Annotated in this window: 17 protein-coding genes; 12 read left to right on the plus strand and 5 right to left on the minus strand. The window is 75.2% G+C overall.

From position 1 onward, the window contains the following. Positions 1–90: 90 nt before the first annotated feature. Positions 91–1,293, minus strand: coding sequence for an isochorismate synthase (locus O4J56_RS29915; protein ID WP_270690449.1), 1,203 nt, complete (start codon positions 1,291–1,293; stop codon positions 91–93). 103 nt (positions 1,294–1,396) lie between these two features. Continuing rightward, the gene (locus O4J56_RS29920; protein WP_270690451.1) at positions 1,397–2,182 is read right to left on the minus strand and encodes a 2,3-dihydro-2,3-dihydroxybenzoate dehydrogenase; all 786 of its coding nucleotides are present in this window, start codon (positions 2,180–2,182) and stop codon (positions 1,397–1,399) included. Positions 2,183–3,490: 1,308 nt separating this feature from the next. Between O4J56_RS29920 and O4J56_RS29925 the strand changes: the two genes are divergently transcribed. Continuing rightward, a complete protein-coding gene (locus O4J56_RS29925; protein ID WP_270690452.1) occupies positions 3,491–4,264 on the plus strand; it encodes a bestrophin-like domain in 774 nt (257 codons plus the stop codon). A gap of 81 nt (positions 4,265–4,345) precedes the next feature. Here O4J56_RS29925 and O4J56_RS29930 read toward each other — a convergent pair whose 3' ends face one another. Beyond that, positions 4,346–5,137, minus strand: a complete 792-nt coding sequence (locus O4J56_RS29930; protein ID WP_270690454.1) for a hypothetical protein — start codon at positions 5,135–5,137, stop codon at positions 4,346–4,348. Positions 5,138–5,488: 351 nt separating this feature from the next. Between O4J56_RS29930 and O4J56_RS29935 the strand changes: the two genes are divergently transcribed. From O4J56_RS29935 to O4J56_RS29945, 3 genes are all read left to right on the plus strand, one after another. After that, positions 5,489–5,710: a hypothetical protein gene (locus O4J56_RS29935; RefSeq protein WP_270681542.1), complete on the plus strand. Its 222-nt coding sequence runs from the start codon at positions 5,489–5,491 to the stop codon at positions 5,708–5,710. A gap of 48 nt (positions 5,711–5,758) precedes the next feature. Beyond that, positions 5,759–5,977: a hypothetical protein gene (locus O4J56_RS29940; RefSeq protein WP_270690455.1), complete on the plus strand. Its 219-nt coding sequence runs from the start codon at positions 5,759–5,761 to the stop codon at positions 5,975–5,977. A gap of 280 nt (positions 5,978–6,257) precedes the next feature. Further along, entirely contained in the window at positions 6,258–6,635 is a 378-nt protein-coding gene (locus tag O4J56_RS29945) for a DUF488 domain-containing protein (RefSeq protein ID WP_270690456.1), read from the plus strand. Positions 6,636–6,763: 128 nt separating this feature from the next. On the opposite strand, the gene O4J56_RS29950 is transcribed toward O4J56_RS29945, so the two are convergent. Then, on the minus strand, positions 6,764–7,660 hold the full coding sequence (locus tag O4J56_RS29950; protein WP_270690463.1) for a hypothetical protein: 897 nt from the start codon (positions 7,658–7,660) through the stop codon (positions 6,764–6,766). 732 nt (positions 7,661–8,392) lie between these two features. Here O4J56_RS29950 and gvpO point away from each other — a divergent pair. The 8 genes from gvpO to O4J56_RS29990 all read left to right on the plus strand — a co-directional run bounded on the left by gvpO (position 8,393) and on the right by O4J56_RS29990 (position 12,621). Then, positions 8,393–8,686: a gas vesicle protein GvpO gene (gene gvpO, locus O4J56_RS29955; protein WP_270690465.1), complete on the plus strand. Its 294-nt coding sequence runs from the start codon at positions 8,393–8,395 to the stop codon at positions 8,684–8,686. A 98-nt stretch (positions 8,687–8,784) separates the two neighbouring features. Further along, complete coding sequence (gene gvpJ, locus O4J56_RS32220) at positions 8,785–9,336, plus strand: gas vesicle protein GvpJ (RefSeq protein WP_456299802.1); 552 nt, start codon at positions 8,785–8,787, stop codon at positions 9,334–9,336. Continuing rightward, complete coding sequence (locus tag O4J56_RS29965; protein ID WP_270690467.1) at positions 9,333–10,076, plus strand: GvpL/GvpF family gas vesicle protein; 744 nt, start codon at positions 9,333–9,335, stop codon at positions 10,074–10,076. The genes gvpJ (O4J56_RS32220) and O4J56_RS29965 overlap by 4 nt, the downstream gene beginning before the upstream one ends. Before the next feature lie 28 nt (positions 10,077–10,104). Continuing rightward, positions 10,105–10,368: a gas vesicle protein GvpG gene (locus O4J56_RS29970; protein WP_270690468.1), complete on the plus strand. Its 264-nt coding sequence runs from the start codon at positions 10,105–10,107 to the stop codon at positions 10,366–10,368. Further along, the gene (gene gvpJ, locus O4J56_RS29975) at positions 10,365–10,907 is read left to right on the plus strand and encodes a gas vesicle protein GvpJ (RefSeq protein ID WP_270690469.1); all 543 of its coding nucleotides are present in this window, start codon (positions 10,365–10,367) and stop codon (positions 10,905–10,907) included. Before O4J56_RS29970 ends, gvpJ (O4J56_RS29975) begins: the two co-directional genes overlap by 4 nt. A gap of 199 nt (positions 10,908–11,106) precedes the next feature. Beyond that, a complete protein-coding gene (locus O4J56_RS29980; RefSeq protein ID WP_270690470.1) occupies positions 11,107–12,006 on the plus strand; it encodes a GvpL/GvpF family gas vesicle protein in 900 nt (299 codons plus the stop codon). Next, positions 12,003–12,284, plus strand: a complete 282-nt coding sequence (locus O4J56_RS29985; RefSeq protein WP_270690472.1) for a gas vesicle protein — start codon at positions 12,003–12,005, stop codon at positions 12,282–12,284. Before O4J56_RS29980 ends, O4J56_RS29985 begins: the two co-directional genes overlap by 4 nt. Next, the gene (locus tag O4J56_RS29990) at positions 12,241–12,621 is read left to right on the plus strand and encodes a gas vesicle protein K (RefSeq protein ID WP_270690473.1); all 381 of its coding nucleotides are present in this window, start codon (positions 12,241–12,243) and stop codon (positions 12,619–12,621) included. Before O4J56_RS29985 ends, O4J56_RS29990 begins: the two co-directional genes overlap by 44 nt. Positions 12,622–12,785: 164 nt before the next feature. Here O4J56_RS29990 and O4J56_RS29995 read toward each other — a convergent pair whose 3' ends face one another. Next, positions 12,786–14,138 carry an AI-2E family transporter gene (locus tag O4J56_RS29995; protein WP_270690474.1) on the minus strand — a complete coding sequence of 451 codons (1,353 nt, stop codon included), beginning with the start codon at positions 14,136–14,138 and terminating at the stop codon, positions 12,786–12,788. Positions 14,139–14,755 lie beyond the last annotated feature (617 nt).

The raw sequence follows: 14,755 nt of genomic DNA on the forward strand, positions 1-14,755 counted from the left end.
GGGCGGGTGGGAGGGGCGTCCGGCGCGGAGCCGGGGGGCGGGACGCGCGGGGAGCGGAGCGCGCGGGACGCCGGGCCGGGTTCGGGGCGGTCAGAGCCGCTGGTTGACGCCCAGGGCGAGCAGCAGGGTGCGCAGCTTGGCGGAGGTCTCGGCCAGCTCCTCGGCGGGGTCGGAGCCCTCGACGATGCCGCCGCCGGCGAACAGGTCGAGGGTGTCCCCGGCGATGTCGGCGCAGCGGATGGCCACCGCCCACTCCCCGTCGCCGTCGGCGCGGGTGTAGCCCACGGCGCCGGTGTAGAAGCCGCGGTCGAAGGGCTCGATCCCGGCGATGGCGGCGCGGGCCGCCCCGGTGGGGGTGCCGCACACCGCGGGCGTGGGGTGCAGGGCCGCGGCCAGCACGACGGAGGGGGTGCGCGGGTCGGCGAGGGCACCGGCGACCCGGGTGGACAGGTGCCACATGGTGGCGGTGCGCACGAGCTCCGGCTCGGAGGGCACGTCCAGGTCGGTGCAGTAGGGGCGGAGCCCGTCCGCGACCGCCTCGACGACCAGGGCGTGTTCGCGCCGGTCCTTGGCCGAGGCGAGCAGCTCCACCGCGTTCCGCTGGTCCCTGGTGGGGTCGGCGCTGCGCGGCCGGGACCCGGCCAGCGGGTTGGACACCACGGTGCCGCCGCGCTTGGAGAGCAGCAGTTCCGGGCTGGCCCCGACGAAGGTGCGTGGGCCGGGCGCGCCGCGCGGCGGCAGGTCCACGGCGAAGGTGAACCCGGAGGGGTCGCGCCAGGCGAGGTTGCGCAGCACCTGCCCGGCGTCGACCGGGCCGGGGCCGGTCATCCGCAGGCACCGCGCCAGGACCACCTTGTCCAGCGGGGCGCCCTCCCCGCCGCCCAGGGCCGCCAGCACTTCGGCGACGGCCTTGCGGTGGGTCTCGGGCTCGGGCACGGCCTCGGCGCGCCAGGGGCCGGGCAGCGGCCGGCGCTCCACCTCCGGCGGGGCGGGCGCCTCGGCCGCGGGGCCCGCGGTGCGCACGGTGGCGGGCACCACCAGGCGGGCGGGGGCATCGGGGGCGAAGGGGATCGCGCCCATGGCGACCGGGTCCTGTGCCCGGCCCGAGGCCCGCACCGCGTCGAGCATCGCGGGTACGTGGGCCGGGTCGTCGGCGGCCTCAAGGACGCCCTCCCCCAACAGGGTGCGCTCGGGGGTGGCGATGAGGGCCGTTCCGGGGGCGTAGGCGGCGAGCAGGTCGCCGGGGAGGTCCGTCTCGTCGGCGGCGGGCCGGTCGGTGGAGGCGTGGGGCACCGTGGGGCCTTTCTGTCAGGCGGTGCGCCACCCCGGGGCGGGCGGCGCGGGGAGGGCGGGGGCCTCCCGGTCGGCGGCGGGTCGGGGCGGGGCTGGGCGGCGGTCAGGTGCGGGGGGTGGCGCCGCCGTCCACGCGCAGGTCGTGCAGGGTGATGTGGCGGGCCTCGGAGGAGGCGAGGAAGCGCACGGCGGCGGCGATGTCGGCGGGGTCGGCCAGCCTGCCCAGGGGGATGCCGGCGCGGAACCTGTCGGGGGATCCGGCGATGACGGCGGCGGCTCCGTCGGGCCCGGACCACATGCCGCGCTGCATGGGGGTGTCGGTGGAGCCGGGCGAGACGACGTTGCAGCGCACGCCGAGCGGGGCCAGCTCCACGCCGAGGGCGCGGGTGAAGGATGCGGCGGCGGCCTTGGAGGCGCCGTAGGCGGCCAGGTCGGCCCGGGGGGTGTCGGCGGCGTTGGAGCCGACGGTGGTGATGGTGCCCGAGCCGCGCCCGGCCATCCTGCGGGCGGCGGCGCGCGCCACGTGGAAGGCGCCGGTGGCGTTGACCGCGATGAGGTCGGCCCAGTCGGCGTCGGAGGTGTCGGCCCCGGGGCCGGCGCGGAGCACGCCGGCGACGCTGACGGCGTGCTCGACCGGCCCCAGGGCGCGCGCTGCGGCGTCGAAGGCGTCCTCCACCGCGGCGGCGTCGCGCACGTCGCACGGGAAGGCGCGGGCGGTGCCGCCGCCCGCGGCGATCTCGGCCACGGTCGCGTCGAGGGGGCCTTTGGCCAGGTCGAGCGCTGCCACGCGCGCCCCGGCGTCGGCGAGCGCGTGGGCGACGGCCCGGCCGATGCCCTGCGCGGCCCCGGTGACCAGGGCCACCGTCCCCTCGATCCCGTTGTGGGACACGGACTCCCCCTCGACATGAATAAGGGTAAGCACCGCCTTACTAAGGCAATGCTTACCTAAGCGACCGCTCGCCAGTCTGGGACGGCGGACAGACGGTGTCAACCCACCCGAACCGGGCGCACACGCGGCGCACACGCGGACGGGAACGGCCGCACCTCCGCCGACCTGGGGAAATGTTGTAAGGGTAGCCTTACCTGATTAATTTCGGTCGGATCGCTCACCCCCGCCCGCCGAGCCCCGCGCCCGCGCCCGCCGAAGACGGCCGCGGCCATCTTCGGCGGGGCGAGGCACGGGTGGGCGGCACGGCCGGATGGATGGGCGGCTCTTCCGGCAGCGTCGTCGGTCGTGGGGCGTGTGCACTGTCGCCGTGAAGGGCGGCGAGCGCGACAGCGGGGCGGTTCCCGGGCCCTGCCTGCCGGGCGGCGGGCCCCTCGCGGTCCGGGCGAGCGGCTGGGCAGGTACCCCGCTCAAGCTCCCGGCCGGGCGGCGGGCCGCCGGAGTGTGGGGTGGCTGGCGGCAACGACGAAGGTCAGCGGCGCTCAACGCAGCACTGTCGAGCGCGGCGCGTGCGGGCGGTCACCGCGAAGGGCGGCGACGGCGACAGCAGGGCGGTTCCCCGGCCCTGCCTGCCGGGCGGCGGGCCCCTCGCGGTCCGAGAGGTCGCGCGGCCAGGGTGAGTGGGTGGTCCGGGGGCGGATTGAGTGGTGAAATCGACGCCTGATCTGCATAAAAGCGTCGATTTCACGACGCAAGTTACCTGAACCCCTCTCCCGCTGTCCGGTATGCCCGGCATGTGCCGCCCGGGCGGCCCCCTCAGCGATGATCTCGACGGAAGTGCTGTCATTCCGGCAGTTTTGACAGCACCTTTGTCGAGATCATCGCAAGGCCGGGGCGCACCGGGGGTGCGGACGCCACGAGCGCGGGCGGCCACGCGCCCGCCCGGTCGCGCCGCCTCCCCGGACCGCGAGGAGCCTGCCGGACGGCAGGCAGGGCCGGGGAACCGCCCGAGTGTCGCCGTCGCCGCCATCAACGGCGACCCCCCACACGCCCGGCGGCCGACAGCGCTGCCGGATGGGCCACCCCCTTCGTCGTCGCCGCCCTTCGCCCCACACCCCGGCAGCCCGCCGGACGGCCGGGGCCCAGAAGCGGGGTACCCGCCCATCGGTGCAGCCTCAGGATGCATTGGCCGCACATCCGTCCGGATCACCGCGAAGCACCACCGAAGCGAGCACAGCCCCCGCACGGACACATTCGCGACAATCCGTCATTGTCAACCACGCTCCGTGTCCGCTCCACTAGCGTGGTGCCATGGACATCACCCCCCTGCTGTGGTCCATCGCCCTCCTCTTCTTGGCCGCGCTCGGTGTGCCGCTGGTGCGCGCGTTCACGGTCACCCGGGAGGACTGCGAAGGCCCCGTCGGCACCTTCATCGGCCCCTTCCTGCTCGCCGTCTACCTGATCGCCCTGGCCATGGGACTGGTCATCGGCTGGGACCACTACCAGCAGGCCGACGCCGACGCCGCTGACGAGGCGTCGTCGGTCATCGACATCTACTGGGGCACCCAGGCCTACTCCCCCGACGACGCCGAGCGGGTGCGCGCCGCCGCCCGGGACTATGTGGCCGCGGTGACCGAGGACGACTGGCCGCTCATGCGCGCGGAGGGAGAGCTGAGCGAGGAGGGCGACGTGGCCATGACCCGGCTGCGCGCCGCCGTCGGGCAGGCCGCGGGCAACGGCATGCCCGAGGCCGACCGGATAGCCGCCTTGGAGGAGACGAGGACGCTGATGAACCAGCGCATGATGCGCGCCGACTCGGCGGGCGAGAGCGTGCCGCTGGGGCTCACCGTGACCGCGGCGCTCTCCGGGCTGGCCGTGGTCGTGCTGCCGCTGGCCATGGGGGCGCGGGGGTCGCGCACCCGGATCCTGTGGGGCACGGTCACCGGGCTGACGGTCTTCATCTCCGTGGCGGTGATGCTCACGCTGAACAACCCCTACCGGGGGCTGCTGGAGGCCGGGACGGACCCCTACGAGGAAGCGGTGGCCGAGTTCGACCGGATCGACGAGCTCCCGCCGCCCACGTAGTACGGGCGGAACGGTGTGCGCCCCGGGGTCCTCGGACGGGACCCCGGGGCGCACGCCGTTGCACGGCGCCGGCTTTTCCTGCTACCTGGAGCTCCGGGCGCGTGCCGTTCCGGCGGCCGTCACGGCGACGACGATGGCGACCAGGACCATGACCCGTTGCGGGGTGAAGGCACCGGCCTGCTCCTCGGGCCCCTGGGCGACCGGGAGGTAGGGCACGGCCTCGTGCGTCTCGGGCTCCTCCGGCTCCTCGGACTCCTCGGGTTCCGGCGGCTCGGATGGCTCGACAGGCGATTCGGCGGACGGCTCGTCGGAGGGCACGGACGGTGGAGCGGGCGGCTCCTCGGGGGCGGGATCCGGCGGTCCGGCCGGAGCGGGGCGCGGCGGCGCGACCCGCTCGGGCGGTGGTTCCGGGTCCGGTTCGGCGGGCGGCTCCTCCGGCGGGTCGTAACCGGGCGGGGGCTCCTCCGGCGGGTCGTAGCCGGGGGGCGGTTCCTCGGGCGGTTCCTCAGGGGGCGGCTCAGGCGGGTCGTAGCCCGGCGGCGGCTCGTCGGGCGGGGGCTCGGGCCCCGGTTCCGGCGGCGGCGGGTCGTCGCAGTACCCGGGGGCGTTGATCCCGATGCAGACGTCGACTCCGACGTGCAGGCCGCCCGCGGAGGCTGAGGCGGAGCCCTGCACGCCCGCGCTCACCCCGTCCGCCGGGCCCGGCCCGGCGCCGCCCGGCGCCCCGCCGCCCTGCTCCGGGGATTCCTGCGCCTCCGCCGACGGCGGGGCCGCGTCCGCGAAGGCGGCGCTCGCGGGCGCGGCGGCCCCGGCCGAGCAGGCGAAGGCGACGACGGCGGCCGCGACGCGCGGCACCGAGAGGGGGTCGGGCACGGCGGATCCTCCGCGATCTCGAAACGTCGTGATACGAGCGCACACGGTAGTGCCGAACCGGGCGCGGCACAGGCGTTTCCGGAGAATCGACGTCCCGCGGACACCTCCCGCGGCATGCGGACGGATTTTTGACACCGTGTCCCGTTCATCATGGAGAACCGAATCCCACGCGCCGCCCTCTGAGCCCACCGCCTCCCCCACCCGGCCGCCGACGGACACGCCGGGAAATCACGCCGACCGTCTTCACTTTCCGCATCCAACTGACTACTCTTTGTGTTTGTCGGAGCGGGGGGACGCACCACGTCCGAAACCCCTCCGGCGCCCGATCCGTCGTGGACAAGGAGAACCGCAATGAAGAAGACGTTCGCGCTCGCCGCGCTCACCGCCGCCGCGGCGGGCGCGGTCCTGGCCGCCGCCCCCGCCGCCTCGGCCGGGGACAGCTACGCGCTGATCAACGGCGACGTCGCCCCGTGCGCCGTCGCGCCCTGGAACTGGGAGGGCCCAGTCGACATCCTGACGCTGACCGGCGACTACAACGCCTGCCAGAAGTACGGCATCACGCACGGCGGCTGACCCGCACACGCATCCGACCCGCACCGACCGAGAACGACGAGGAACACCATGAAGAAGGCCTTCGCCGTCGCGGCCATCGCCGCCGGCGCCCTCGCCGCCACCGCTCCCGCGGCGGCCGCCTCCGACGGCGACAGCTACTCCGGCGTCAACGGGGACGTCCTCAACTGCACCGGCCTGCCCTGGAACTGGGAGGGCTTCATCGACGTGGTCACCCTGACCGGGGAGTACGACGCCTGCAAGACCACGGGCGTCACCTACGGCCCCTGACCGGACCCGCCCCGGGCCGCCCTTCGCTTCCGTCCGGAGGGCGGCCCGCGCATGTGCGGACCGCGCCATCCCCCATCGGCCCTGGGTGATCCCTCCAGCGTCCGGGGCCCCGGAGCCCGCCCCCGTGAGTACGAGCCCGTAGACCCGGTGCTGCGCCTGGGCCGAGGTGATCGTGCTCAACGGCGACGGGGGCGACGGGCCCGATCGGTCGTCCCCCTTTGAGGGCGCGGTAGCGGAGCGGTGGCGTGAACACCGTGCGGGGCTCTGGGAGGGTCGGCGCATGAGCGACGACATCCGGTTGATGCGCGTGTACGACGCGAAGGGCGACGGCGCGCCGACGGAGGGAAAGGTGTTCCTGGTGGACCGCCTGTGGCCGCGCGGGGTGCGCAAGGAGGAGCTGCACCTGGACGGATGGCTCAAGGACGCCGCGCCGAGCCCGGAGCTACGGGCGTGGTTCGGCCACGACCCGGACAAGTGGCGGGAGTTCTCGGCCCGGTACGAGCGGGAGCTGGAGGGGCGGCCGGAGGCGGTCGACCCGGTCCTGTCGGCCCTGGACGAGGGCCCGGTGACGCTGCTGTACGCGGCGAAGGACAGCGAGCACACGCACGCCCTGGTGCTGCGGGACTTCGTGCGGTCCCGCAGGGGCCGCGAGGGCTGAACCGGGTCGGGGGCGGGTTCAGGTCGGCCGCGTCCGAAGGGACGGGCGCGGGCGGCCGTTCGGAACGGCGCCCGCGCCCGTGCGCGGAGGGTCCTCGGGTGGGGCCCAGGCATTGGGCCCCGGTCGGGTCACTCGCCTCGGCCGAAGCGTTCCCGCACGGCGGCGACGGCGTCGGCGGCCGCGGCGCGCACGCGCGAGGCGGTGGCCGCGCCCATCTGGGCCCCGCGGTCGCGCAGGGCGGCGGCCTTCCCGCCCCACGCGGCGGCGCGGTCGTGGCCGACCCAGGCCAGGACCAGGTCGCGGCGGGCGACCAGCAGGGCGACGACCAGAGCCGGGATGAGGGCCATGGCCAGCGCCCCGGCGGCGAGCGGCGCGTCCGTGGCGGCGAAGTTCACGGCCGACATGTCGTTGGCGGCCGTCGAGGACTGGGTCCCGGTGTGGCCCGCCGGGCCGCCGTCGCCGTCTCCTCCGGTCGCAGCGGCGCCCTGCTCCTGGCCGTCCTTGGCGTCCTTGGACTCCTTGGCGTCCCCGGACTCCTTCTTCTCGTCCTTCTTGTCCTGCTTGTCGTCACCGGACAGCTCGTCGGGCACCGGGGACACCGCGTCGGTGCACTCCTCGCCGGAGCCCATGGGGCGGGGGGCGCCCTCGGTGCCGTTGCCGTCGCCCCACTTGGTGATGACGTACTCGACGTCGATGTGGCCCTCGCCGCCGGAGACGGTGTAGCCGGATTCGTTCCAGTCCTCGCCGGTGAGCTTGGCGAAGGTCTTGCCGTCCAGGTCGAGCAGGACGTTGCAGCCGTCGGCGGGGTCGCCGGGGCCGCGGTCGCCGATGAAGAAGTCGGCCTTCTTGCCGTTGTACTTCACATACCCCTCGGTGCCCAGCGGCCAGCTCGGGCTGGCCGCGAGGCCCTCCTGCATGGGCTCGCCCGATGCGGGGGCGCCCGTGTCTCCGTTGACGCCGGAGCCGTCGTCCCAGAAGTACGAAGCGGTGACCTGGCCGTACTGGATGGCGTTCTCAGTGCTCATGAGTGGCGGTTGCTCCCGGTGCGGGGCCGGTGGTGGCTTTGGGCGGACGAGGCCGGGGGTTCCACGGCGGATTCGGGCGCGGCGGGTCTGGGGCGCGGCGAATCCGGGCACGCCGGTGGCGCGTGTGGTTCAGGAAGGGCGGGTCGGGAACGCCGGGGACGGGCGCCGATCGGGGAGGCGGCGCGTGGGCCGCGGGGCCTCCCCCTCCCGCTCGGGGCCGGGGACCTCGATCCCGGCGCGACGGAGGCGCCGGGGTCCGGCGGCGTCGTGGACGGGGCGGCGGCGTCAGGGCCGCGTCCGCCTCACGGGCCGAACACCGGCAACAGTAACCCCGCGTCCAGCAAAAGGCGAGGTCAAGAGGGAGACAACGGGGGTGCGGCAGGTTAAAGCGGCGGGGGTGCACCGCCCCGGAACCGGCCCCATGCCCGGCCTCCGCGGTTAGAGCCCGGTCAAAATGCGCGACTGGTCACAGTCGGGTAACGGGGCGGTCGTGAGGGGGTATCGCGCCCTCGCCCGCACCCCGCCAAAGACGGTGCGAACACCTCCGCCCTCCCGGGCCCCTCCTCGACTCCACCGCGCCCCATTGCCCCCGTGACCTGCGTCTTCTCCCACCAGCACCGGCCGCCTCCGCGCACCGGAACGGCCGCGGCTCCGCGACCAGGCAGCCGTTTGGAAGGCACGAGTATCGGTAGCTGGGCCCGCGTAATGACGGTTGCGGAAGACCGGAGTCCGATGGGACGGGAACGCCGAACCGGCGACGGCGCGGCGCTGACGGCCGTGGCGGACGCCGTGCGCGCAGCGCGCGAGCGGTTCGAGGCCGTCGCGGGCACGCCCGTGGAGGCCGTGACGGCCGCCGAGCGCGACGGGTCGGGCTGGCGCCTGGCCGTCGAGGTGGTCGAGGTGCGCCGGATCCCCGACAGCACCAGCATCGTGGCCGACTACACGGTCGACCTGGACGGCGAGGGGAACCTGACCGGCTACCGCCGCAGGTCCCGCCATGTCCGGGGACGGGCGGGCGGCGGGTGACGCCGCCCCCCCGCTCCGGGGCCCCGGTCCCCCGCACCGCGAGGGACGGACAATGCACGCTTCCCGACCGCCCCGAGGGCGGAGGAGGGAAGGAGACCATGACGACCACCCAGCAGACCCAGGGTGGGGGCCACTCCGGCGGCCTCTACGAGGTCGTCGACCTCATCCTGGACAAGGGCCTGGTCATCGACGTCTTCGCCCGCGTGTCCCTGGTCGGTATCGAGATCCTGACCGTGGACGTGCGGGTCGTCGTGGCCAGCGTCGACACCTATCTGCGCTTCGCCGAGGCCGCCAACCGGCTCGACCTGACCGCCGGCGGCGCCCCGCAGGGCCTGCCCGGCCTGGTCGGCGGCCTGGCCGGGGGCTCGTCCGGACAGGAGGGCGCCCGGACCGACGGCCACGCGCTCTCCGATGCCGAGCTCCCCCAGGTGGAGAGCGCCGAACAGCACGTGGACGCGGACCAGGCACTGGCCGGCGCCGCAGGCGGCGGGCAGGAGCAGCACTCCGGGGCCGAGGCGGAGACCGCAGAGGCGGAGACCACCCGGGAGGGCGCCGAGGAGGGCGCCGGCAGGGACTCCGGCGAGGGCCGGGGCGGGCGCACCGGTTCCCGCTCGGGCGGCTCCGGCGGAAAGAAGGGGACGGGACGATGAGCACCTATGTGTACGGGCTCGTGCGCAGCGGCCACCCGTTCGATGTGGAGGGCTCGCCGGGTGTGGGTGACGGCGGCGCGCCGGTGCGCCCGCTGTCCGCGGCCGGCGTGGCCGCCGCGGTCAGCGACGCCCCCGAGGAGCTGCGTGCCAAGCGCAGGGACCTGATCGTGCACGCCGGGATCCTGGACCGGCTCATGCGCCAGGGGCCGGTGCTGCCCATGCGCTTCGGCACGGTCGCCGACGGCGACAAGGCGGTCGTGCGGGAACTGGAGCAGTCCTCGGAGCGCTACCTCTCCCGGCTGGATGCTCTCGAAGGCCGCGTGGAGATCAACGTGAAGGTGAGCCACGTCGAGGAGGAGGCGCTGCGCGAGGTCCTCGCCGCGGACCTGGACCTGCGCCGCGAGCGCGACCGGATGCGCACCGAGGGGGCCGTGCAGGCGGAGATGGCGGCGTTCGGCGAGCGGCTCTCGGCCGCCCTGGAGGAGTTGCGCCGCCGTGACGCGGGCCTGGTGCTCGACGCGCTCGGCCCGCACGCCGAGGAGGTCTCCTCGGGCCCACTGGTCGACGGGTGCCTGGCCAACCTGTCGCTGCTGGTCCGCGAGCAGGACGCGGAGCAGGCCCTGGCGGCGGTGGAGGACATGCGCTCCGCGGCCGGCGCGCTGTTGGAGGTGCGGGTGAACGGCCCGCTCCCGCCGTACAGCTTCGTGGAGGGGCCGGAGCGGGAGGAGGGCGCGCCGTGACGCCCCGCGCACACCCCGAGGAGGGGCCGTGGGACTGCTGACCGCCGTGCTCACGGCCCCCGCGGCACCGGTCCGCCTCGCCCTGTGGGCGGCGCGGACGGTGCGCGATGCGGCCGAGCGGGAGTACTACGACCCCGACCGGATCATGGGCGAGCTGCGCCGCCTCTCCGACCGCCTGGAGGCCGGGGAGATCGGCGAGGAGGAGTTCGACCGCGCCGAGGACGAGCTGCTCGACCGCCTCGAGGAGGCACAGCGGCTCCGCGGCGCTCCGGAGGGAGGCGGGTTCCCGTGACGCGGTCCGAACCGTGGGGCGGCGGCCCGCCCGCCGCGCGCACCGGCGGCCGGCCGGAGCGGCGGGACGGCGACGGCCGCCCCGCCGACCTGGCCGAGGTCCTGGAGCGGGTGCTGGACAAGGGCGTGGTCATCGCCGGGGACATCCGCATCGACCTGCTCGACATCGAGCTGCTGACCATCCGCCTGCGGCTCCTGGTGGCCTCGGTCGACCGGGCGCGGGAGATGGGCATCGACTGGTGGGAGCACGACCCGGCGCTGAGCTCGTCGGCCCGCCGCGAGGGGCGCCCCTCCGAGCTCGCCGAGGAGAACCGGAGACTGCGCGAGGAGGTGGAGGCCCTGCGCAACGGCGGGGCCTCCGGGGCCGGGGAGGCGGAGCCCTCCGGGGCCGGGGAGGCGGAGCCCTCCGGTGCCGGGCGGGCCGGGCCTCCCGGGGTCGGGGCTGCGGAGGGCGTGGGCCGGGAGTCCGGCGGGCGCGCCCGCTCCGCACACGCGGAGCCGGAGGGCGCCGAGGCCGACGGGGAGGACAGGGAGGACTGAAGGTGAGGAATCACTGGCCTCTGGCTCACATTTGGGTCCCCATCACCGGCCGCCGCGGGATCGGCGGGGAACTCCCCTCTAGAGAAGCCCTGCGGCGGCGCGGGGACGCGCCCTCGTCGCACGCGGGGATCGACCGGCAGAGCGGGACCCGGTCGGCTGGACGCCGACCGGGTCGCCTGCTCGGGGAAGGCAGTGAGCAGTGACGCACGAACGGGAAGGGGCGGACGCCCTGTACCTCTACGCCGTGGCCCGGCCCCCGGCCGGGGGCGCACTGGACGGCATCGCGGGGGTCGGCGGCGGCCCCGTGCACGTCGTCTCGGCCCACGGGCTCGACGCCGTGGTGAGCCCGGTCGCCCTGGAGGAGTTCGGGGAGGAGGCGCTGCGGCGCAACCTGGAGGACATGGCGTGGCTGGAGGCCGCCGCCCGGGCCCACCACCGGGTCGTCGACGCCGTCTTCCGGTCCACCGTCGCCGTGCCGCTGCGCCTGGCGACCGTGTTCCTGGGCGAGGAGAGCTTGCGCTCCATGGTGGGCGAGCGCCGCGGGCACATCACCGCGGTACTCTCCCGGCTGGTCGGGCGCATCGAGGTGGGGGTGCGGGTGCACGCGGTTCCGGAGCAGCGCGGGTCCCGGCCGGGCGGCCGGGCGTCCGGGCGCACCGCCGAGCCGGGGAGACCGGCGGGGGCGGCGGGGCCGACGGGGGCGGCACGACCGGCGGGGCAGGGCGGGGCCGCGGAGGGCGGACCGGGCCGGTCCTACCTCGTGCGCCGTCAGCGCCGGGAGGCAGAGCGCGAGCGGACGTGGGCGACCGTGGGCGCCTACGTCCACCGCGTGCGCGACGAACTGGCCGCGATGGCCGAGGACTGGGCCCAGCACCGGCCCCAGGACCCGCGGCTGTCCCGGATGGAGGGTTCCAACGTGCTGAACGCGGCGTTCCTGGTGCCGGCCGACCGGTCGCCCCGGTTCCTGGAGCACGCCGAGCACCTGCGCAGGGTCGCCCCGCCGGGGACGCTGCTGTCGGTGTCCGGCCCGTGGGCGCCCTACTCCTTCGCCCGCCTGGACGACGCCGCGCCCGACCGGGAGCCGGAGGCCCACGGGTGAGGGTGCACGGCGGCGAGCGGCCCGCGCTGCCCGAATGGGCGGATTCGCCCTTCGGCGACCGAGAGGTGGCGCTGGTGGACCTGCTCGACCGGGTGCTGGCCACGGGGGTGGTGGTCATCGGCGACCTGACGATCTCCATCGCCGGGGTCGACCTGGTGCGGGTGAGCCTGAACGCCCTGGTCGCCTCGATCGACGAGGACACACCGTCGCCTTGGGAAGGCGGGGACAAGGCCGATGCAGGACAGGAACGGGGGGCGGGCGACTCGGGCGCCCGGTGAGCCCGAACGCGTCCTCGACACGCTCGGCGAGGCGGTCGCCAGGCCGCGGTCGAGCGCCGCCGAACGGCTCGACGCCGATCCGGACACCGTGGAACGGGACCTGGTGCGCCTGGTGCTGACCGTGGTGGAACTGGTGCGCGGGCTGATGGAGCGGCAGGCGCTGCGGCGGTTCGAGGGCGGTGACCTGGACCCCGAGCAGGAGGAGCGGATCGGCATGACGCTGATGCTCCTTGAAGAGCGCATGGACGACCTCTGCGCGCACTACGGGCTCGAGCCCGAGGACCTCAACCTGGACCTGGGGCCGCTCGGGCCGCTGCTGCCCCGGGACGGGGGTTGAGCACCCCGGCGCCGCGCCCGCCCGTACCCGCCGCACGACGCCTGGCCGCCCTCGGGGACCGCGTCCAGCGCCGCCGCCGGTACCGCGGCCTTCACCGCCGCCCCGCCGGTGGCTGAGCCGCCGGTCGCTGAGCCGTCGGCCGCCGCCCCGCGGCAGGCGCCCGCTCAGGACGCATCGAGGCGCGGGAAGACGACCCGCTGCAGGATCAGCGTGATCGCCGCCGCCGCGGGCACCGCGATGAGGGCGCCGACCAGTCCCAGCATCGCGCCGCCGATGAGGGCGGAGGTGATGGTGACCGTGGGTGCGACATCGACCGATCGCTGCATGATCCGCGGCGAGATGACGTAGCTCTCGATCTGCTGGTAGACGAGGAAGAACACCAGCGTCACCCCGCCCAGGAACAGGTCGCCGATGCCGACCGCCAAGGACGCGGCGAGTGCGCCGATGGTGGTGCCCACCAGGGGGATGAGCGCGGTGACCGCCACCACCAGGGCGAGGGTCAGGGCGTATCCGGAGCCGATGGCGGTGAGGTAGATGAAGGCCACGACGCCGCCGATGGCGGCGATGAGCAGCTGCCCGCCGATGAAGTCGCCCACCCGCCGCACGATCTCGTCGCCCAGCTCGCGCACGCCGCTCCGGCGCGACCGCGGCACCAGCCGGTAGCCGGTCTCGGTGATGCCGGGCAGCGAGGCCATGAAGAACAGCGTGAGGATGAGCACGGTGAAGGTCGCCACCAGCGAGTTCAGCACGGCCTGGCCGATGCCGAAAACCCCGCCGAACACCTGCTGCCCGAAATCGGCGCTGGTCAGCAGGGACTGTGCCTGGTCGATCACGCCGAAGCGCTCGTCCAGGTCGGCCATGACCGGGTTCTGCTGGAGCCGGCGCAGGTAGGAGGGGACGTTCTCGGCGAACTCGGTGACCTGCTGGGTGAGTGGCGGGACGAGGGTCCACACGAACACGGCGGTGAACAGCACCAGCGCGGCGCAGACGGTGAGGATGGCCGCCCAGCGGGGCAGGCCGCGGCGGCGGAGGTACTCGATGATGGGGTTGAGGCCGACGGCGAGGAAGAGCGCCACGAGGATGTTGATGAAGACGCCGCGGATCTCGATGAGCGCCTGGACCAGGACCCACGCGGTGAGGACCCCGAGGGCACCGGTGAACCCCAGGACGAAGAAGTTGGGGACCGCGCCCCCACGGCCCGCCGCCCGGACCGCCTCGTCAGCCGGGTTGCGCCCGGTCCCATCGGGGTCGGAGGGGTCGTGCCCGGGTCCGCCGAGGCCGGAGGGGTCATGCCCGGGCCCGCCGGGGCCGGAGGGGTCATGCCCAGGCCCGCCGGAGTCGGAGGGGTCATGCCCGGCCGGCCCGGCCTTCGCGGACGCGCCCGGGGCCTCGTCGTCGGCGCCCGCCGCCCGCTCCGCCGCACCTTCGACGGTCGAAGGTTCGTCGCCGCGGCCGCCGCTGGCATCCGGGGCGCCGCCGTCTCCGCGCCCCTTCGCAGACCCAGGGTGCTCGTCCACGTGATCCCTCCCTCTGTCCCGGCGGCAACGCTAGCGCGGACGCCCGCCCGTGAGTCTGAACTCAGCGCAACCGCCCGGCCGTGTCCAGGGGTCCTGTGGAAGGAGTTCAGGTGACGTGCCGTTCACCGGACGGCGACGGAGGGGATGGGCGCCGCCCGGGCCTTCCGGCTCGCCCTGCGGATCTGCGGCGATCCGGAACGGGGACGGGCCAGGTGGTACCCCACTTACGGCCTCCGGGCGGGCGGCTGACCCGGTACCCCACTCAAGGCCCCAGCCGGGCGGAAGGCCACCAGGGCGCAAGCAGGATGGCAGCGACGACAGAGGAGGACGCCCCCTGGGCAGCGCCGTCGGCCACACGGCGTGTGGCAGGTCGGCGTGATCGGCGACAACGGCGACAGCTGGGCGGTTCCCCAGCCCTGCACGCCGGGCGGCAGGCCGCTGGCAGTCCCGGCGTCCGGGCGGCTGACCCGGTACCCCACTCAAGGCCCCGGCCGAGCGGAAGGCCACCAGGGCGCAAGCAGGATGGCAGCGACGACACAGGAAGACGCCCCCCACGGCAGCGCCGTCGGGCGCCAGGCGTGTGCATGGTCACCGAGGAGAGCGGCAACGGCCAGAGC

The sequence above is a fragment of the Nocardiopsis endophytica genome, assembly GCF_027706725.1.
Lineage (GTDB): Bacteria > Actinomycetota > Actinomycetes > Streptosporangiales > Streptosporangiaceae > Nocardiopsis_A > Nocardiopsis_A endophytica.

Bases quoted from the DNA above. Each gene is read 5' to 3' on its own strand.
- O4J56_RS29925 (WP_270690452.1), top strand. From the start codon at position 3,491: ATGGACATCACCCCCCTGCTGTGGTCCATCGCCCTCCTCTTCTTGGCC.
- O4J56_RS29935 (WP_270681542.1), top strand. From the start codon at position 5,489: ATGAAGAAGACGTTCGCGCTCGCCGCGCTCACCGCCGCCGCGGCGGGC.
- O4J56_RS29940 (WP_270690455.1), top strand. From the start codon at position 5,759: ATGAAGAAGGCCTTCGCCGTCGCGGCCATCGCCGCCGGCGCCCTCGCC.
- O4J56_RS29945 (WP_270690456.1), top strand. From the start codon at position 6,258: ATGAGCGACGACATCCGGTTGATGCGCGTGTACGACGCGAAGGGCGAC.
- O4J56_RS29950 (WP_270690463.1), bottom strand. From the start codon at position 7,660: ATGAGCACTGAGAACGCCATCCAGTACGGCCAGGTCACCGCTTCGTAC.
- gvpO (WP_270690465.1), top strand. From the start codon at position 8,393: ATGGGACGGGAACGCCGAACCGGCGACGGCGCGGCGCTGACGGCCGTG.
- gvpJ (WP_456299802.1), top strand. From the start codon at position 8,785: ATGACGACCACCCAGCAGACCCAGGGTGGGGGCCACTCCGGCGGCCTC.
- O4J56_RS29965 (WP_270690467.1), top strand. From the start codon at position 9,333: ATGAGCACCTATGTGTACGGGCTCGTGCGCAGCGGCCACCCGTTCGAT.
- O4J56_RS29990 (WP_270690473.1), top strand. From the start codon at position 12,241: ATGCAGGACAGGAACGGGGGGCGGGCGACTCGGGCGCCCGGTGAGCCC.